The organism is Hyphomicrobium sp. (genome assembly GCF_035572195.1).
In the GTDB taxonomy this organism is placed as follows: Bacteria; Pseudomonadota; Alphaproteobacteria; order Rhizobiales; family Hyphomicrobiaceae; genus Hyphomicrobium_B.
Genome location: NZ_DATNBA010000090.1, coordinates 1 through 18,576, shown reverse-complemented (window position 1 = coordinate 18,576; position 18,576 = coordinate 1). Strand labels below are relative to the sequence as shown.

The 18,576-nt window shown below is 60.7% G+C and carries 15 protein-coding genes and 1 tRNA gene; 15 read left to right on the top strand and 1 reads right to left on the bottom strand.

The window, feature by feature from the left end:
* The 9 genes from VN623_RS07905 to ilvN all read left to right on the top strand — a co-directional run.
* On the top strand, positions 1–186 hold a 186-nt coding region (locus VN623_RS07905; protein WP_325569841.1), incomplete at its 5' end, for a LysM peptidoglycan-binding domain-containing protein.
* Between the two features lie 39 nt (positions 187–225).
* Positions 226–2,172 carry an ABC transporter ATP-binding protein/permease gene (locus VN623_RS07900; RefSeq protein ID WP_325569839.1) on the top strand — a complete coding sequence of 649 codons (1,947 nt, stop codon included), beginning with the start codon at positions 226–228 and terminating at the stop codon, positions 2,170–2,172.
* Positions 2,173–2,262: 90 nt separating this feature from the next.
* Positions 2,263–3,006, top strand: coding sequence for a hypothetical protein (locus tag VN623_RS07895; RefSeq protein ID WP_325569837.1), 744 nt, complete (start codon positions 2,263–2,265; stop codon positions 3,004–3,006).
* Positions 3,007–3,277: 271 nt separating this feature from the next.
* A complete protein-coding gene (locus tag VN623_RS07890; protein WP_325569835.1) occupies positions 3,278–4,588 on the top strand; it encodes a carbohydrate porin in 1,311 nt (436 codons plus the stop codon).
* 82 nt (positions 4,589–4,670) lie between these two features.
* Positions 4,671–5,600 carry a tRNA (adenosine(37)-N6)-dimethylallyltransferase MiaA gene (miaA, locus tag VN623_RS07885; RefSeq protein WP_325569833.1) on the top strand — a complete coding sequence of 310 codons (930 nt, stop codon included), beginning with the start codon at positions 4,671–4,673 and terminating at the stop codon, positions 5,598–5,600.
* Between the two features lie 84 nt (positions 5,601–5,684).
* Positions 5,685–7,451: an acetolactate synthase 3 large subunit gene (locus tag VN623_RS07880; protein ID WP_325569831.1), complete on the top strand. Its 1,767-nt coding sequence runs from the start codon at positions 5,685–5,687 to the stop codon at positions 7,449–7,451.
* 8 nt (positions 7,452–7,459) lie between these two features.
* Positions 7,460–7,972 carry a hypothetical protein gene (locus VN623_RS07875; protein ID WP_325569829.1) on the top strand — a complete coding sequence of 171 codons (513 nt, stop codon included), beginning with the start codon at positions 7,460–7,462 and terminating at the stop codon, positions 7,970–7,972.
* 5 nt (positions 7,973–7,977) lie between these two features.
* Positions 7,978–8,649 (top strand): glutathione S-transferase family protein, encoded by a 672-nt coding sequence (locus tag VN623_RS07870; RefSeq protein WP_325569827.1) that lies wholly within the window; start codon positions 7,978–7,980, stop codon positions 8,647–8,649.
* Positions 8,650–8,665: 16 nt separating this feature from the next.
* A complete protein-coding gene (gene ilvN, locus VN623_RS07865; RefSeq protein WP_325569825.1) occupies positions 8,666–9,211 on the top strand; it encodes an acetolactate synthase small subunit in 546 nt (181 codons plus the stop codon).
* A 27-nt stretch (positions 9,212–9,238) separates the two neighbouring features.
* Here the strand turns inward: ilvN and VN623_RS07860 are convergent, their stop codons facing one another.
* Entirely contained in the window at positions 9,239–9,772 is a 534-nt protein-coding gene (locus tag VN623_RS07860; protein ID WP_325569823.1) for a DUF1190 domain-containing protein, read from the bottom strand.
* A gap of 248 nt (positions 9,773–10,020) precedes the next feature.
* Here VN623_RS07860 and ilvC point away from each other — a divergent pair, with 248 nt between their 5' ends.
* From ilvC to VN623_RS07830, 6 genes are all read left to right on the top strand, one after another.
* Complete coding sequence (gene ilvC / locus VN623_RS07855) at positions 10,021–11,040, top strand: ketol-acid reductoisomerase (RefSeq protein ID WP_325569821.1); 1,020 nt, start codon at positions 10,021–10,023, stop codon at positions 11,038–11,040.
* A 939-nt stretch (positions 11,041–11,979) separates the two neighbouring features.
* Positions 11,980–12,741 carry an NUDIX hydrolase gene (locus tag VN623_RS07850; RefSeq protein ID WP_325569819.1) on the top strand — a complete coding sequence of 254 codons (762 nt, stop codon included), beginning with the start codon at positions 11,980–11,982 and terminating at the stop codon, positions 12,739–12,741.
* 96 nt (positions 12,742–12,837) lie between these two features.
* A complete protein-coding gene (locus VN623_RS07845) occupies positions 12,838–13,749 on the top strand; it encodes a PhzF family phenazine biosynthesis protein (RefSeq protein ID WP_325569817.1) in 912 nt (303 codons plus the stop codon).
* Positions 13,750–14,098: 349 nt separating this feature from the next.
* Complete coding sequence (locus tag VN623_RS07840; protein ID WP_325569815.1) at positions 14,099–15,679, top strand: 2-isopropylmalate synthase; 1,581 nt, start codon at positions 14,099–14,101, stop codon at positions 15,677–15,679.
* Positions 15,680–16,080: 401 nt separating this feature from the next.
* Positions 16,081–17,226: a rod shape-determining protein RodA gene (gene rodA, locus VN623_RS07835; protein WP_325569813.1), complete on the top strand. Its 1,146-nt coding sequence runs from the start codon at positions 16,081–16,083 to the stop codon at positions 17,224–17,226.
* Between the two features lie 162 nt (positions 17,227–17,388).
* A tRNA-Lys gene (locus tag VN623_RS07830) sits at positions 17,389–17,464 on the top strand.
* Positions 17,465–18,576: the final 1,112 nt, after the last annotated feature.

Genomic DNA, 18,576 nt, shown 5'->3' with positions numbered 1-18,576 from the left:
GGGGGCCGTGTCGCGCCGCCGGGGCGCTACACCGTTCGCCACGGCGATACTCTGTGGCTCATCTCCAAACGGCACTACCGCACCGGCTGGCTCTATCGCAAAATCTACCGCGCCAACCGATCGATTATCCGCGATCCGGACCTGATCTACCCATGCCAACGGATCTTTGTACCGCGGCGGCACTGACGATGGACTTTCAAGTCCGCTGACCCTATTTCAACGTCCATGCAACCGGCTTTTCCGAACTCGCGTGCCGCCACTGGCGGTGGGCTTCTGGCGCGTCTCAAACCTTCAACCGAGAGCAGCCGCGTCCTGAGGGCTCTGTGGCCCTACGTCTGGCCGCACGACCGGCCGGATTTGAAGCGCACGGTGGTCTGGTCGCTGGTCTTCGTTATCATTGCCAAGATTGTAACCGTCGGCGTGCCCTTCACGTTGAAGTGGGCGACGGACGCGCTCGTCGCCGTGACCGGTGGCCATGTGCCGGCAAGTCAAAGCGTGCCCTGGCTCATCGGTGCGCCAGTGCTGGCGTGCATCTTCTATGGGCTGGCGCGCATCGTGATGTCACTGCTGGTTCAGGTGCGCGAGGGTATGTTCGCGCGCGTTGCGATGCATGCCGTCAGGAAGCTGGCCCTGACAACATTCGAGCACATGCACCGGCTGTCGATGCGCTTCCATCTCGAACGCAAAACGGGCGGGCTAACGCGGGTTTTGGAGCGCGGCCGGACAGGCATTGAAAACATCAGCCGCATGGCGCTGATGACCCTCATTCCGACGATTGTCGAATTCTTCATGATCATCGTCGTCTGCGCCATCGAGTTTGACTGGCGCTACATTGCGACCATCGTAGGTATGATCGTCTGCTACTTGTGGTTCACGGTCCGCGCCACCGAATGGCGGCTCTCCATCCGGCGCGCGATGAACGAAAGCGACACCGACGCCAACACGAAGGCCGTCGACAGCCTGCTCAACTACGAGACCGTGAAATACTTCGGCGCCGAAGATCGCGAGGCGCAACGCTACGACAAGTCGATGGCGCTCTACGAAAGGGCGAGCATAAAAACCTACACCTCGCTCGCGGTTCTGAACTCGGGGCAAGCCGTGATCTTCACCATCGCCCTGACGATCTGCCTTGTCATGGCCGCCAACGACGTACTCGCAGGCAGCCGTACCGTCGGTCAATTCGCGATGGTCAACCTGCTGATGCTGCAACTCTTCATGCCGCTGAACTTCATGGGCATGGTCTACCGTGAAATCAAACAGGGGCTGACCGACATCGAGCGCATGATGGAAGTGCTCGACCGAAATCCGGAGGTTTCCGACAGGCCCGGCGCGGCCAACCTCCAAGTCGCCGGCGGCACCATACGTTTCAATCACGTCGGCTTCTCCTACGACCCCGAGCGCGAAATTCTGAAGGACGTTTCGTTTGAGGTGCCAGCAGGAAAGATGGTCGCGATCGTCGGCCCGTCGGGTGCCGGCAAGTCGACGGTCAGTCGGCTGCTGCTACGATTCTACGACGTGACGAGCGGCAAAATCACGATCGACGGACAGGATATCCGCAACGTCACGCAGTCATCACTCCGCGCCGCTATTGGCGTCGTCCCGCAGGATACGGTGCTGTTCAACGACACGATCTTCTACAACATCAAGTACGGCCGAGCCGATGCGACAGACGCCGAGGTTATCGCCGCCGCAAAGATGGCGCAGATGGACGACTTCGTGCGGGCGCTGCCCGAAGGCTACGACACGATGGTCGGCGAGCGGGGGCTGAAACTATCGGGCGGCGAGAAGCAGCGCGTCGCAATCGCGCGAACGATCCTGAAGGGCCCGCCGATTTTGATTTTGGATGAAGCGACCAGTGCGCTCGACAGCCATACGGAGAAGGAGATCCAGGACGCACTCGATCTGGTTTCGAAAAACCGTACGACGGTCGTCATCGCGCACCGCCTCTCGACCATCGTTCACGCCGACACGATCCTCGTGCTCGAAGCCGGGCGTGTCGTCGAGCATGGAACGCACGCCGAACTCATCGCCCAAGACGGTCTATATGCAAGTCTGTGGGCGCGTCAGCGTCAGGCCGAGAAGGCCCGCGAGGAACTAGCCCACGCCCTCGAGGAAGCGGAAAAGTCGGGGGCCTTGAGACCGGCAGATCTGGCGCTCGTCACGGTGAAATAATCGGGCGCGCCGCTGAAACTTATCCTCCCGTCAAACAGCGCTGGTAGACTTGCTGGGGGATGAATTCACCCCTTAACCGGAAGGCGAACGTTGGACGCCAACGACATCACACAAATCCTCAAGCGTGTTTTCGCGGCGCTGGCGCGCGGCGCCGTCATCGCGCTCTGGGCGGTGCGTGAGATTGCCAGAACCGCATGGCAAATCGCCCGCGGACCGTTGATCACGGCCCTCAACATCGTTGCGGCCCTGATCGTTCTCTTCGAGGAATGGGGCTGGCGGCCGCTTTCCCAACTCATCGCGCGGCTGGCGAAGTACGCCCCCATCGCGGCGTTGGAGCGTTGGATTGCCGGCCTGCCGCCCTATCCCGCGCTTCTTGTCATTGCCTTGCCGACGACGCTGTTGCTGCCACTCAAGTTCGTGGCGGTCTGGCTCCTGGCTAATGGTTACTTCGCGACGGCAACCGCGCTGTTCTTCGCCGCCAAGATCGCTTCGACCGCATTGATTGCGCGCGTCTTTATCCTGACCAAGCCTGCCTTGATGCGGATCGCGTGGTTTGCGCGCGCCTACGACTGGTTCGTCCCGTGGAAAGATGCACTCTTCGCGCAAATCCGTTCGTCGTGGGTTTGGCGTTACGGTCGCATGCTGAAGACGCGCATCAAGCTCAGGATCCACCAAGCCTGGGTCAGGATGAGGCCGCGGGTTGCCCAGGCGTGGCAGCGCTGGACGGGGCGTGAGCTGCATTTCGGCAGTCCGGCAACGCCGTCTCGCGCGACGCATGAAGAGCCCGTGTCCTTCAAACCGACTGATTCGCCAACCGGAAAACCCGAACCCTAGTCATCGGGAATTTTTCTGGGCGAAACCGCCCAAATTCACTGCACATTTGGCGCGGTTTTGCTCGGCCGGTTCGCTCAATAATTGCAAATTCGCAACACCCCTGACGCTCGCGCACATGAACGCTCGTGTGAATGATCAATCTAATGTTGACTAAGTGCGTCAACTATCTTCTGCTGAATGCAAACCGGGGCAGGGTTTGCCTGGGCTGTCGGGGCGTCGGTACTTGGACGGTATCGAAGGCATCTCCGGCAGACGTTTTGGGGGACGGGGAATGGCAATGAAATTCGCGGCCGGAGCGTTGCCGGTATTCGCGGCTGCTATGCTTGGGGCAATGCCGCTCGCAATGGCAGAAGACGCACCTGCGACGGGCGTTCCGGAAGTATCGATTGCACAAAATTGGAACGATCCGGTTCGCGCCGCTTTCGCGCAACGCGGCATCACCTATGGCGTCAACTGGAGCGGCGAATACTGGAACGTCGCCAAGGGCGGAAACTCGCAGGGCTCGAATTTCGACGGCCTGCTCGCGACCTATACCGACATCGATCTTGACAAGTTGACCGGCTGGAAGGGCGCCACCATCCACGCCAGCGCCTATTACCTCCATGGCGTCGGCGCTTCGACGGAACGCGTGAATAACATTTTCGCGGTCAGCAATATCGAGGGCCTGGAAACGTTCCGGCTATTTGAACTTTGGTTCGAGCAGTCCCTGCTCCAGGACAAGGTCAAAGTCCGCATCGGCTCGCTCGCCGCCGATAGCGAATTCTTCATCAGCGACAGCGCCGCGTTGTTTCTCAACGGAACATTTGGTTGGCCCGGCGTTACGGCTGCCAACATGGCGGCAGGCGGACCGGGCTATCCGCTGGCTTCGCTCGGCGTTCGCGTGCAGTACGCGCCGACGGATAACCTGACGATCCTTGCGGCCGTCTTCAATGGAGCCCCGGCTGATCCGTTCGCCGAAGACCCGCAGGCGGACAACCGCCACGGCGTCGAGTTCCGCTTGGAAGATGCGCCGCTGCTGATGCTCGAAGGTCAGTTCAAGTATAACATCGGCAATCTGCCCGGCACGCTCAAGCTCGGTGCTTGGCAGCAGCTTAATCACTACGCGCCGGAATTCCTGAATCCCGCCGTCCTCGAGAATGATCATGGCCTTTACGCCATCGTCGACCAGCAGATCTGGAAGAGCGGCGAGGACAAGAACGTCAGCATTTTCGCTCGTGTCTCCGGCAGCCCCGAGTCGCGGAGCCTGATTTCTGCTTACGTTGACACCGGCATTGTCTTCACGGGCTTCGTACCCGGCCGGACGAAAGACAGCTTCGGCGCGGCATTCGGCTACGGCAATATTTCGAACGACCTTCGAAAGGCTCAGGCCGATCCGGGCAACGAGAATTTCTCGAATGTCATTTCCGATTACGAGTCGGTGCTGGAAGTGAACTACATCGCCCAGCTATGCCCCGGCATCTCGATCGTGCCTGACTTCCAATACATTTGGAACCCGGGGGGGCGCGTCAGCAGCAATGCCGACGAATTCAAGCCGATACCGGACGCCGCCGTGTTCGGCGTCAGGACGAACATCAGCTACTGACGGCACGATTGCGCATCTCGGGTATCCGTCAGTCAAACGCCTCCTGGCGCCCTTCCCGTGGCTGCGCTAGGAGGCGTTTCCTATGAGAGACGCCAGCAAAACCATTCTGATCGCCGGTCCGACCGCCAGCGGCAAGTCGGCGTTGGCGCTGGCTGTTGCCGAACGCGTCGGCGGCGTCATCATCAACGCCGACAGCATGCAGGTCTATCGCGAGCTGCGCATTCTTACGGCCCGGCCGACACCGGAGGAGGAGGCGCGCGTTCCGCATAAACTCTATGGCTTTGTTCCGGCAGGTGAAGCGTACTCGGCCGGCCGTTTCGTGCGCGACGCGACGGATGCGATTGCTGCGGCTCGCAGCGACGGCCGTCGCCCCATCATCGTCGGTGGCACCGGTCTCTATTTCAAGGCGCTCCTCGAGGGCCTGTCTCCGATCCCGCGGATCGATGACGCTATTCGCAATCATTGGCGTGCCGAAGCCGAGCGGCGCGGTGCGGCCGCTCTTCATCACGACCTCGCGCAGCGCGACGCGACGATGGCCGCGCGTCTTGAGCCTGCCGATACGCAAAGGGTCGTACGGGCGCTCGAGGTGATTGAACAGACCGGCCGCTCGCTTGCCGAGTGGCAGAGGGACCGGAGCCCGCCGGTGCTTGACGAAGCCCAGACCGTCGAACTGCTCTTGACGCTCGATCGCAGCGAGATCCAAGCCCGCGCCGATGCGCGCTTCGAGACGATGATGGCCGAGGGGGCTTTGCAGGAGGCACAAGCCCTTGCTGGGCTCGGAATCGACCCGTCTTTACCGGCAATGCGGGCGATTGGGGTCCGGCCGCTGCTCGCGGCAATTGAGGGCAAATGCAGCCTCGAAGAAGCGGCGGCGGCGGCCAAACAAGAGACGCGACATTACGTCAAGCGACAAGAAACCTGGTTTAAGAGTCATATGATTTCGTGGCATCATATAAACGCGAAATATATGGCAAGTAATATAGCCGAAATCTTCGCATTTATTCAGCGTTAGCGTTGACCGGTTAAGCTTCTCCGCCTACGGTCCTGCGGGGTTTTCGAGCTTAAAGAGCGCGACGGGCCGGTGGAGGAATATGCAATGGCACGCACGATGACGGGCGCCGAGATCGTATTGACGGCGCTCGCCGATCAGGGCGTCGAGGCCATCTTCGGCTATCCGGGCGGCGCCGTGCTGCCGATCTACGATGAACTGTTTCAGCAAAGTAAGATTCGCCACATCCTCGTCCGTCAGGAGGGCGGGGCGCTTCATGCGGCGGAAGGGTATGCTCGATCAACCGGCAAAGTCGGCGTTTGCTTGGTGACGTCGGGCCCCGGCGCGACCAACGCCGTAACCGGTCTCACCGACGCACTGATGGATTCCATTCCGCTCGTCTGCATCACCGGCCAGGTGCCGACCCATCTCATCGGCAACGATGCGTTTCAGGAATGCGATACGGTCGGGATTACGCGCCCTTGCACGAAGCACAACACGCTGGTCAAGAACGTCAACGACCTGGCGCGCGTGCTGCATGAAGCCTTCCATATCGCGCGCACCGGCCGGCCCGGACCCGTCGTCGTCGACGTTCCGAAGGACATCCAATTCGCGACCGGCAATTATGTCGGCCCGTCAAATATCCAGCACAAGACATATCGGCCGAGGCTGAAGGCCGACCAATCCGTTGTGCGCGAAGCCGTCGATTTGATCGCCGGCGCCAAGCGGCCCGTGTTCTATACCGGCGGTGGCGTCATCAACTCGGGCCCAAAAGCCAGCCAGCTTTTGCGCGAGTTCGTGCGTCTCACCGGCTATCCGATCACGTCGACCCTGATGGGGCTCGGCGCCTATCCGGCTTCCGACCGGCAATGGCTCGGCATGCTCGGTATGCACGGCACCTACGAAGCCAATATGGCGATGCACGACTGCGATGTGATGATCAACATCGGGGCGCGTTTCGACGATCGCATCACCGGCCGCCTTGACGCGTTCTCGCCCGGCTCGAAAAAAATTCACGTCGATATCGATCCGTCATCGATCAACAAGAACATTCAGGTCGACATTCCGATCGTCGGCGATTGCGCCTACGTGATCGAGGACATGCTGAGGCTATGGAAGGCCAAGGCACCTGTGCTCGACAAGGCGGCGCTGAAGGGCTGGTGGAAACAGATCGAAGGCTGGCGCAGCAGGAAATCGCTCGCCTACAAGAACTCCAAAGACATGATCATGCCGCAGTACGCATGTCAGCGTCTCTATGAGCTTACGAAGGATCGCGACACCTACATCACCACTGAGGTTGGCCAGCATCAGATGTGGGCGGCGCAGTTCCTTCACTTCGAAGAACCGAACCGTTGGATGACATCGGGAGGACTGGGCACAATGGGCTACGGCCTGCCGGCTGCGATCGGCGTGCAGCTCGCGCATCCGAGGTCGCTCGTCATCGACGTTGCGGGCGACGCGTCGATCCTGATGAACATTCAGGAATGTTCGACCGCCGTGCAGCACAAGCTGCCCGTGAAGGTCTTTATCATGAACAACGAATACATGGGCATGGTGCGCCAGTGGCAGCAGCTCCTGCACGGCAACCGTCTGTCGGAAAGCTACACCGAGGCGCTGCCTGATTTCGTCAAGCTGGCCGACGCCTATGGCTGGACCGGGATGCGTTGCGACAATCCCGCCGATCTCGACGATGCGATCAAGGAGATGATCAACACCAAGGGACCGGTGATGTTCGATTGCCGCGTGGCAAAGCTGGCGAACTGCTTCCCGATGATTCCCTCCGGCAAGGCGCACAACGAAATGCTGCTTGGAGAAGATGTGTCGGATGCGGAGGTCGAGCGCGCTATCAGCGACGAAGGCAAGGTGCTGGTGTGAGCGATCGTATGAACGTTATGCGCGGCAGTTGCGGTGTCTTGCTCGCGCTTCTCGTCGCGCTGTCAGTGGCATCGCCGGCGGCCACGGCGAAAGAAGACTGGAACCACGTCGCCAACATCAAGGATGCTGCAACGAGGCTCGCCATACTCCACAAGCGCGAGGGCTCGCCGGGCGTGCTGAAGTTCCTCGACGCGTGTTACAGGACCCAGCTTCTGGCCAGCAAGTTCTCGCAAGGCCTCGAGTCATGCATGGCGCAGGACTATATGCATACGCAGATCCTGGCGATCGTTTACTCGCGTATTCCTGACGAGGATCGCAAGCGCATGGGCACACCCTCTCCTCAGACGATTGCCGACAGCATGGGGCAAAGGTTCGTTGCCGCGTTCTCGCAGTACAAGATGACGATCAAGGACGCCGAGGCTTTCAAGAAGCTCGTCGACAAGAACGGCATGCCGGTGTTCGTGAAGGCTGTGTTTCCGCCACGCAAGTCCGGCGACTCCGGCAAGCCGGAGACTCGCTGACGACGATGTTGAAACTTGTCATTGCAAATAAACTCTACTCGTCCTGGTCGTTGCGGCCTTGGATGGTGCTTGCAGCCTTCGATATCCCGTTCGAAGAGATCGTCATTCCATTGAGGGTGCCCGAGAGCCGCGGCCGCGTCCTCGAATTTTCTCCGTCCGGCAAAGTTCCGGCCCTGATCGACGGCGAGATATCGGTCTGGGAGAGCCTCGCGATCATCGAATATCTGGCTGATGCGTTCCCCGATCGCGCGATCTGGCCGCGAGACCGCAAAGCCCGCGCCCACGCGCGCGCGGTCGCCAACGAGATGCACGCCGGGTTTATGCCATTGCGCCAGATATGCCCGATGCATTTGGGTGCCCGCTTCGCCACGCCGCCGCTGACCGAACCGCTCAAAGCCTGCATCGATCGCATAGAAGACATCTGGTCGGAAGCGAGAAACCGCTTCCCCGGTGGGCCGTTTCTTTATGGCGCCTTCTCGGCGGCGGACGCGATGTACGTTCCCATCGTCACGCGCTTTGAAACGTTTCAAATTCCGGTTCGCGAGGCGACACGCGCCTATATGGATGCGATACTCGCGCACCCGGCTTACCTCTCTTGGCGCGCGGCGGCGCTTGCCGAGCCTTGGACGATACCCGACTATGCCGCCGGTCATACTCTGATCGAAAGCTTCATCTAACCGCGAGATCGACCCCATGGCCGAGCCCCAGACGCAATCACACTATCCGAGCCCCGGCAAAACGCAGGACGTGGTATCGCGAACGCTGTCGATAATCGTCGACAACGAACCGGGCGTCCTGGCGCGCGTGATAGGCCTCTTCGCCGGCCGCGGTTATAATATCGACTCGTTGACCGTCACCGAGGTTGAGCACGAGCGGCACCTGTCTCGCATCACCGTTATCACCAGCGGTCCTCCTGCCGTCATCCAGCAGATCAAGCATCAGCTCGAGCGGCTCATCCCGGTGCACCGGGTTCGCGATCTGACCCAGGAGGGTGCATCGATCGAACGCGAACTGGCGCTCGTCAAGGTCGGCGGTAAAGGCGACAAGCGGATCGAGACGATGAGGCTTGCCGAGATCTTTCGCGCCAAGGTCGTCGACACGTCGATCGAGCACTTCGTTTTCGAGGTGACCGGCAAACCGTCGAAGATCGAAAGCTTCATTCAGCTGATGTCCGAGCTGGGACTTGTCGAGGTTTCGCGGACGGGTATTGCCGCCATAGGCCGTGGCGCCGCCCTGTAGCGGCCGCCCTGCAGCGGTTCGGCGCCGTCAATGGATATCGGCTGCCCCACGTCCCAGTTGGGCGGCAGCCTCGACGGAGCCGTTTGCCAGCTTGGCATTCTCATAGGCCAAAGACAGCGCCGCGTCTGAAACGCGCAACGTAGCATCGCGTGCGTCGATCACCTGCTTGGACGGCGACTGGAAGCCGATCATGGACTGAGACGGCGGGTAGAGCGGGACGGCGTGCGCTGGGATAGCCAGCGCCACGAAGAAGGCTTGCAGGCGGAGACGATAGCGTCCGTCGACACCCTTGTCGCAGCGATCAGCCCCGACCGTTGCTTCGCATTGCGAAAGAGAGCCGTAGGCCGGCGCTTCGGCTTCGTGCCGGGCGACGGCCGCGTCGATAGCCTGTCCGCATTGATCGACGGTCAACTTGCCGGTCGCCGCACAATCTCGCGCCGAAATGAAAACCCCGTGTTCGACAGGGGGCCGCGCCTTAGCTTCCGGCTGCGAAGCGTCTCCACAGCCGCCGAGCGCCGCGCAAACGGCGAGGCCCACACAGAATTTCGAAAGCTGGCGCATGATGGTCCATTCGCATCGCGATCAGGCCCGTGACTATGCCCCTCTGCAGTTAGGAACCAGTTAACGTTTCGTGCTCGCGGGACGGCGCGGCAAAGAGAACATCGCGCAAGTAGATGTCACCGAACCGTTGAATTGGATGAGGCTAGCCGTTAGGTTCCGCCGTGATTTTAGGGGCGCCCGCTCGCGCGCTCTGAACGTTCAACCCAGCCCGACCGTCGATTTCGACCGGGGAACCCGAGAGGCCGCCCATGCGCGTCTATTACGATCGTGATGCCGACATCAACCTGATCAAATCGAAGAAGGTCGCCGTGGTCGGCTACGGCAGCCAAGGCCATGCCCACGTTCTGAACCTCCGGGACTCGGGCGTGAAGGATGTGGTCGTCGCGCTCCGCAAGGGTTCGGCCTCGGCGCAGAAGGCTGAGAAGGAAAAGATCAAGGTCATGGACGTTGCCGAGGCCGCCAAGTGGGCCGACGTCATCATGGTGCTGGTGCCCGACGAGCTGCAGGCCGACATGTATAAGGAGCATCTCGCCCCCAACATGAAAAAGGGCGCGGCGCTAATGTTCGCGCACGGTCTCAACGTGCATTTCAATCTGATAGAGCCGCGCGACGATCTCGACGTCGGCATGGTGGCGCCGAAAGGCCCGGGGCATACGGTGCGCGGCGAATACCAAAAGGGCGGCGGCGTGCCGTGCCTGATCGCCGTCGATCAGGACAAGAGCGGCAACGCGCACGATCTCTTTCTGTCCTATGCGTCGGCCATCGGCGGCGGCCGCTCGGGCGTCATTGAGACGACGTTCCGCGAGGAATGCGAGACGGACCTGTTCGGCGAGCAGGCAGTTCTCTGCGGCGGCCTCGTTGAGCTGATCCGCAATGGTTTCGAGACATTGGTCGAAGCCGGATATGCACCGGAGATGGCCTACTTCGAATGCTTGCACGAGGTGAAGCTGATCGTTGATCTGATCTACGAGGGCGGCATCGCCAATATGAACTACTCGATCTCCAATACCGCCGAGTACGGCGAGTATGCGACGGGTCCGCGCATCATCACGCCGGAGACGAAGGCCGAGATGAAGAAAGTACTTGCCGACATTCAGTCGGGCAGGTTCACGCGCGACTGGATGCTCGAGTGCAAAGCCGGTCAGCCGAACTTCAAGGCAACGCGTCGTCTGAACGACAAGCATCAGATCGAAGAGGTCGGTGCCAAGCTTCGCGGCATGATGCCGTGGATCGGCAAGAACAAACTCGTTGACAAGGGGCGGAACTGATCGCCTCGCGGGTCGCATGAGGGAAGGGTAAACGACAAAGCCTGACGGCACGCGGCGAATTTCATGTTCGTCGCGTGCAGCTGCCCGACGTTGCTCTGAGACGTCTTGGCCGCGTCGTCGCAACGAGCTGGATCGGCGAAGATGAGCTGGCGGTGCGCAACGTGGCGCGGAGCCCACCCGATCTGGGCAAACATTTTCTTCGGCGCTTACGTCGTTGCGCCGGTGTTCTCAGCAGCGTGGACGTTTAGGCGCTTCTGACCACGCCACGCGATTGGCGGGCTGCCGAGAAACCCCTGTTAAAATCGAGAATTTTGGAGGTTTGCGGCTGTCGGCTGCTGCCCAGCCATATGGGTAGACCGACCCGCACTGCCGCTCTCTTGGGGAGGGTTTACGTGCGGCAGCGCGGGTGGTCCACGTCATTTCCAGCCTTGGTCCCTCGAGAGGGACGCGAAGCCGGTACTAACGCGGGCGGCAGAGGAGCGGGGACCTCTGCCGCCCGTTTCCGAATACTGCCGCTGACGCGGCATCCTCGGATGTGATGGGGCTCAGACCGCGGCACAGGCACCGCGCGAGCCCGATGGTTTTTGCCATCGGGCGGCAGATGATCCTTCACACCTCACCGCGATGGACCCTGGCGCAACACCAGGAACTGAAACCGGGCAATGAGGTGCTGGGAGATCTTGACTGTCGCCCCCCAGCGACGCTGTCGTGAGTGCGATATGGCTGTGGAATCGTGACGGCCTCATGACCGAACTGCGCTGATCAGATGGCGTCGCTATTTTTTATACGCGTTTGCGTCCGCTAAAATACATCGCGATATCAGCGCTCCGAGTATTTCGCGACGCGCAGAAATCGATATATCGCGTTTTAGTCAAATCGAGACTTTATTGTGATTGAACGGTTCGACCCTAAGCATTCCCGGCCGGAGCGGCGTCAAAGATGATGCAAAGGCGAAGCGACGACGATCGCTTGTCGTTCGACGATGGCGTCAGTCCGCTGGCGGCATGCGCTCTCACAGTCCGCAATGACGTTTGGCCATTCGCCGAAGCGAACAGACCGGCGATCGATGCGCATTGGGCGCGGGCAACTCAAACCAATCCGGGTTACTTCAACGGCGTCGTGCATCTCGTCGACGGCGTGCATCTCGACGGCGATAGACTCGATGCTTCGCTCATCAGAACCGACTTCAAAAGCTATCTCTTCTGGCGCGATCAGGGCTTCCCGGAAGCCGGCGTTCTCGACGGATTCGGGTCGGCGCTGATCCGGTCATCGGACAGCTATACGATGCTCGGTCGCCAGAGGGCGGGCAACGTCAACGGCGGGCTCGCCTATCCACCGTCAGGGTTCATCGATGAGAGCGACGTTGCAACCGACGGAACGATCGATATTGCCGGCAGCGTCGCGCGCGAGGTTTCGGAAGAGACCGGTATCGATGCCGCCGTGCTCGTCAGAGAGGCGGGGCTCTATCTGACGCGGTCGGGTCCGCAGCTTTCAATCGCGGTTCCGTTCCGAATTTCAATGACTGCCGCAGAGTTCGTGCGTATCGCCGAATGCCATATTGCCCTATCGAGCGACTCCGAACTTGACGCGATCATTGCCGTTGCCGCGCTCAGCGACATTAAGGGCCTGTCGTTGCCGCGATATGCGCGTGTACTATTGGAGGCGCTTTTATCCGAGACTCGGTCTTCTCGAACGCTCTGAAAAAGTACTTGGCGCTGCAGGATGCTTGCCTCATGGTGCCGCCGCTTGCGCGACCGGGCAAGGGCTCTGGTTCATAGGCGGGGAGAATAGCGCGCAATGGCGCTCACATATCATGTTCTGGATGTCTTCACCGAGCGGGCGTTCGGCGGCAATCCGTTGGCCGTCGTACTCGACGCGGACAAGCTGAGCAGCAGCGACATGCAGACGATCGCGCGCGAGTTCAATCTTTCGGAGACCGTCTTCGTCTTGACGCCCGCAAGTCCGGGGCACACGGCGCGTATTCGCATTTTCACGCCAAGCCGCGAGCTTGCGTTCGCAGGTCATCCGACGATCGGCGCCGCCATCCTGCTCGCGGAACTTCGTACTTCGCTTGTCAATGGCGACAGCGATGCCATCATCGCGCTCGAAGAAGAAATCGGCAGTGTCCGCGTCGGTGTTCGCATGCGCGCCAGCGGCGCAACATTCGGTGAATTCGACGCGCCAAAAGTGACGAGCACGCCCGAAGCGCTGTCGGAACCTGAAGAAATGTCGGCCGCGGTAGGCTTGATCTCAACCGAAATCGGCTTCGAGAACCATAAGCCGGTTCTGCTCAAGAGCGCCAACACGTTTGCATTCATGCCGGTTTCAAATCTCGATGCGATGTCCAAGGTGAAGGTGACGCCGCAGCACTGGATGCGCGCCTTTACCGATCGCGGCGTGCATGGCGTCTTCCTATATACGCGGCAGTGCCTGCGCGCGCAGTCGGCGTTCCACGCACGCGTGTTCGCGCCAGACCTCGGCGTTCCGGAAGATCCCGCCACCGGCTCCGCGTGCGCCAGCTTCGCCCACATCATCAACCAATTTGACGCGCTGCCCGACGGCACGCACAAGCGGGCCATCGAGCAAGGCATTGAGATGGGCAGGCCGAGTTCGATCGCGCTGACGATGACGGTGTCGCGCGGCAAGCTCGAAGCCGTGCGGATTGGCGGCTATGCCGTCCGCGTGGCCGAAGGAACGTTAAAGATTTAATAGGACCGGCAGCGAGTCGCGGCCCACGCAGACTTGATTTTTTCAGCCGACTTCGGCTATTTGATGCGTGCCCGGCACTGAGCCGGCCGTTGTTTTACGGATCTTGAAGCCGCCATGTCGCGCCTGTTCGACATCGCCGTTCCTGCCGCGCCCGTCTCGACGACCGGTGCTCGCGACCGCTTTGCCGCACCGCGATTGCCTCTTTCGCTGCTCCTTATCGGCCCCTGGGCCGCATGAACTCCGGCCGTCTGCCGGGGTCGTGCCCAGGGGGATTGGACGGCGTTTGAATTGAGCGTAGAGCGATAAGCGGCAGACCCGTACAAGGGTCGCCCGGCAAAGGATAAGAGCCATGACATCCTCGACCGATAACGCGCCGGCAGTGCCGAAGCGCGACGAAGACAAGATCGTCATCTTCGACACGACGCTGCGCGACGGCGAACAATGCCCCGGCGCGACGATGACGTTCGAGGAGAAACTGCAGGTCGCCGAGCTTCTCGACGACATGGGCGTCGACGTCATCGAAGCAGGGTTCCCGATCGCCTCGGAAGGCGACTTCGAAGCCGTGACGGAGATTGCCAAGCTCGCCAGGCATTCGGTCGTTTGCGGTCTGGCTCGCGCCAACTTCGGCGACATCGATCGGGCAGGCGAAGCCATCAAGCTCGCTAAACGCGGCCGTATCCACACCTTCATCGGCACGTCGCCGCTGCATCGAATGCATCAGCTGCAACTCGACCAGGACCAGGTCCACGAGCGGGTGATCGCTTCGGTAACTCGGGCCCGCGGCTACACCGACGACGTCGAGTGGAGCGCGATGGACGCGACGCGCACCGAGCATGATTATCTCTGCCGCGTCTGCGAAGCGGCTATCCGGGCTGGCGCGACGACGATCAACATTCCCGATACCGTCGGCTACGCGCTGCCGGAAGAGTATTTCGATTTGATCACGATGCTGAGGACGCGCGTGCCGGGCATGGATAAGGTCGTCATCTCGACCCATTGCCACGACGACTTGGGCCTCGCCGTCGCCAATTCGCTGGCGGGTGTCAGAGCCGGTGCCCGGCAGATCGAGTGCACGATCAATGGCCTCGGTGAGCGTGCCGGCAACGCCGCGCTCGAGGAAATCGTCATGGCGGTGCGCACGCGTCACGATCTCTTGCCACATCACACCGGCATCAAATCAGAAATGCTGTCGCGGGCTTCCAAGCTCGTCTCCGCGGTGACCAATTTCCCCGTGCAATACAACAAGGCTATCGTCGGCCGGAATGCCTTCGCGCACGAGAGCGGCATCCATCAGGATGGCGTGCTGAAGCACACCGAGACCTACGAGATCATGACGCCGGAATCGGTCGGCGTCGGAAAGTCGTCTCTTGTGATGGGCAAGCACTCGGGCCGCGCCGCCTTCAAATCGAAGCTGAAGGAACTCGGCTACAGTCTCGGCGACAACGCGATGGAAGACGCTTTCAACCGCTTCAAGGCGCTCGCCGACCGCAAGAAGCACATCTATGACGAGGACATCGAAGCACTGGTCGATGACGGCGTAGCGCACATGCACGACCGCATCAAAGTTGCGGCGTTGACCGTGATCGCCGGAACGATGGGTCCGCAGTCGGCAACCCTGACGCTCGACATCGACGGCCAATCCAAAACCGTGCAGAGCATCGGAAACGGGCCTGTCGATGCAACCTTCAACGCGATCAAGCTGCTGTTGCCGCACAATGCTCGCCTCGATCTCTATCAGGTTCACGCCGTGACGGAGGGCACGGACGCGCAAGCCGAGGTTTCCGTGCGGCTCGAGGAGGAGGGCCGTGCCGTTACTGGGCGTGCCGCCGACCCCGATACGCTCGTCGCCTCCGCTCGAGCCTATGTTGCAGCGCTGAGCAAGCTGGTTCTGAAGCGCCAGAAGACGGCGCAGACCCAGCAGGCTGTTTAGGTTCGCTTTGCGAGTCGACGCAGGAACTGCGAGCGGTGAGCACCTGCAGGTTGAAGAGTTGCCATGCGAGCAGCGAGAATCCGGCCAACTGTGCGCCACCGAGCAGCAGGCTTCGGCGCGTGAATTGCCGATCGGCATTGAAATCGGGTTCGCCGGATTCCGCCATCGATCAGTTAACTCGTGGGATGAGGAGGATAACTCGATTACCCTCGAGCTTTCGGATGGGTCCACTCTGGATGAAGGGTGTGGCATTCGTGAGCCTTTGAACGGCGGCTATGCCGCCATTCATCGGGGTGCGGTAACGATTGAGGTCCGCAATACTACGAACGAAGTAGCCGGAAAGTTCCGTGCTCTGAGGTTCCGCGCTCGCAAGTGCGCCTCGGCCTGCGAGTTCGATAGCGATGGTCCCTGATGCGTGGGCCACCGGCCAGCCGATAACCATCGTGCAGAAACTCAGGCGCATCCATTGGCCGGTGCTGCTGATCGTGTGCGGTCTCGCCGCTATCGGCGCCGCCTCGCTGTACTCGGTTTCCGGCGGATCATTCGAGCCTTGGGCGGGTCGCCATATCCAGCGGTTTCTTGTGGCGCTGGCGATCATCGTCGCGATGGCGTTGGTTCCTCTCGAAATCTGGATCAAGCTTGCCTACCCGGCCTACGCGGCCGCCCTCGTCATGCTGTCGCTGGTGCCGCTCATTGGCGACGAGGCGCTTGGTGCGAAGCGCTGGATCGGCACCGACACAATCTCGTTCCAGCCGTCGGAACTCATGAAGTTAGCGCTCGTCGCGGCACTGGCTCGCTACTATTTGTCCCTGCCGGCCGATCGCATCGCAAAGCTGCGGTCCGCAGTGTTGCCGCTGGCGATGATCGGTGTGCCGGTGCTGCTGACCCTCGGGCAGCCGGACCTCGGATCGGCCATGCTGTTTGCGGCGCTCGGTTTATCGTTGATGTTCCTCGCGGGCGTGCCGCTTGCCTATTTCGCGGCCAGCGCGGTCGCAGCGTTGGCGCTGCTGCCGGCCGTGTGGTCGAACCTGCACGACTATCAGCGGACTCGCATCGAGGTATTTCTCAACCCTGACATGGACCCGTTTGGCGCCGGCTATCACATCACGCAATCCAAGCTCGCGCTCGGTCTCGGCGGCTTTTGGGGGCAGGGATTTATGCAGAGGATGCAAAGCCCAGCGGAATTTGTCCCAGAGAAGCACACGGACTTTATCGCCAGCATCATTGGCGAGGAGTGGGGTTTCGCCGGGCTTCTATTCCTGATCGCGATTTACGCGCTTCTCATACTGACGATGATGCGGATGGCCTCGCGCTGTCAGAACCGTTTCGCCCGGCTCGCCATCGCGGGCTCGGCGATGACCTTCTTCATTTACGTCTTCATAAATCTCGCGATGGTGACGGGGCTGGTTCCGGTGGTCGGCATTCCGTTGCCGCTGGTTTCGTACGGCGGGACGTCGATGATGACGCTGATGGTCGGGCTTGGGCTTGCGATGTCGGGCTATGTGCATGGCCGCGAAGGCGGGCAGGGCGCCAATGGCCCGTTTTGACAGCATTATTGACGGGCGCGAGCGTCAGGCGCCCCGCACGCGGCAAAGGTGTGGACAGGCGCGCCTGCCGATGCTATGCGCTGCAACCACGGGGCCCGTATTCGGGCCCTTTCGCTTCCTCGCGTTAGCGCACGCTGTGCTTGACGCTTAGGCCGGCGGGATGGGTGATTAGCTCAGTTGGTAGAGCAGCTGACTCTTAATCAGCGGGTCCACGGTTCGAGCCCGTGATCACCCACCAAAATCAATGGCTTAGCGTTGATTTGTATACGCCGTAAAAACTATAAACTTCTATAAACTTTTTAGGGCCGGTTTGACGGGCTGGCTCAGCGGGTCAGCTTGGCGGGGCAGGCGTGCCTTGGGACGGCTGAGTGTGATCAGTTTCACCGGTGACAAACGACAGCAGCACCACGCATCACTCGCCCTGCTTCAGGTTATGGATGTCCAAAGCTATAGGTTCACAGACCGGATTTGTGCTTCCAGTTACGTGGTTCCTAAATGCCAAAGCAAAAAGTGCCCCCGGGGCGAAAGGCTAGGCGTGCAGGCGTCAAGGCTATCGTCGAGAGATTAAACTTCTGCATCAACTCGAGACCGCCTCTGAATTTCGAGGCGGCTGAGATGTGCTACAAAATCTATCTGACCGCCACCGTCCATTCGTATCCGCTCTTTATTGCACTGCTTGGGTGGCGCAAAGCTAGGCGCACGTCGCTCGCCATGACGCCACGCTCCCGTTTTCATGCGGCCGTGCTTTTTCCGCCAATCAATTCTGCGCCAGCGGTGTTTGCTTAAATGCATATCGCAAACCTTTCGAGCAGCGGAGCTCTGTTGCTCGTCCAGCATAGCGAATTGCTACCGAAGTTTTTTTGGATCGCGTTCCGCTCGAGAGAGTAGAATACAATGGCTAAAGCTGTCAGAGAATGCAGAAGAGGCGATCGACTGTCCGCGCACCTGGTCGGCGACAAACATCGGCGCGGACCGGGATTCCGAAAAGCGCCAGCGGCATGCTCAAACCGCGGGCATGCTCGGAAAACTTTCCAACGCGAACCTCGCGGTCTCCGAAGCTTCAGCAAGCGGAACCACGCTGGTAACAGCGAGCAAAACCGCTTTCCCAATCGCAAGAACGTGCTTCGTCTCTTTCATTGCGTTAGTCGGTCCATCGACAACTTCTTCAAGGCCCCGCCGTCGAGAGCGGGGCGTCAGTCTTGGCGGCAATAAGCGCGGTTGCCGTCTGCTGCGGTGCTGTCATGGGCGGGCTAGCCTATCGACATAGCCGCGCAGCCTCCCCATGCGGCCTACTTGATCAGAGTGATCGGAACCTCGGCCAAGTGTATGACTTGCGTGGCGACTGAGCCC

Coding starts and splice junctions, on each gene's coding strand:
- miaA (WP_325569833.1), top strand. CDS start 4,671: ATGAGAGACGCCAGCAAAACCATTCTGATCGCCGGTCCGACCGCCAGC.
- VN623_RS07860 (WP_325569823.1), bottom strand. CDS start 9,772: ATGCGCCAGCTTTCGAAATTCTGTGTGGGCCTCGCCGTTTGCGCGGCG.
- VN623_RS07850 (WP_325569819.1), top strand. CDS start 11,980: ATGATGCAAAGGCGAAGCGACGACGATCGCTTGTCGTTCGACGATGGC.
- VN623_RS07900 (WP_325569839.1), top strand. CDS start 226: ATGCAACCGGCTTTTCCGAACTCGCGTGCCGCCACTGGCGGTGGGCTT.
- ilvN (WP_325569825.1), top strand. CDS start 8,666: ATGGCCGAGCCCCAGACGCAATCACACTATCCGAGCCCCGGCAAAACG.
- VN623_RS07840 (WP_325569815.1), top strand. CDS start 14,099: ATGACATCCTCGACCGATAACGCGCCGGCAGTGCCGAAGCGCGACGAA.
- rodA (WP_325569813.1), top strand. CDS start 16,081: ATGGTCCCTGATGCGTGGGCCACCGGCCAGCCGATAACCATCGTGCAG.
- ilvC (WP_325569821.1), top strand. CDS start 10,021: ATGCGCGTCTATTACGATCGTGATGCCGACATCAACCTGATCAAATCG.
- VN623_RS07845 (WP_325569817.1), top strand. CDS start 12,838: ATGGCGCTCACATATCATGTTCTGGATGTCTTCACCGAGCGGGCGTTC.
- VN623_RS07870 (WP_325569827.1), top strand. CDS start 7,978: ATGTTGAAACTTGTCATTGCAAATAAACTCTACTCGTCCTGGTCGTTG.
- VN623_RS07875 (WP_325569829.1), top strand. CDS start 7,460: ATGAACGTTATGCGCGGCAGTTGCGGTGTCTTGCTCGCGCTTCTCGTC.
- VN623_RS07880 (WP_325569831.1), top strand. CDS start 5,685: ATGGCACGCACGATGACGGGCGCCGAGATCGTATTGACGGCGCTCGCC.
- VN623_RS07890 (WP_325569835.1), top strand. CDS start 3,278: ATGGCAATGAAATTCGCGGCCGGAGCGTTGCCGGTATTCGCGGCTGCT.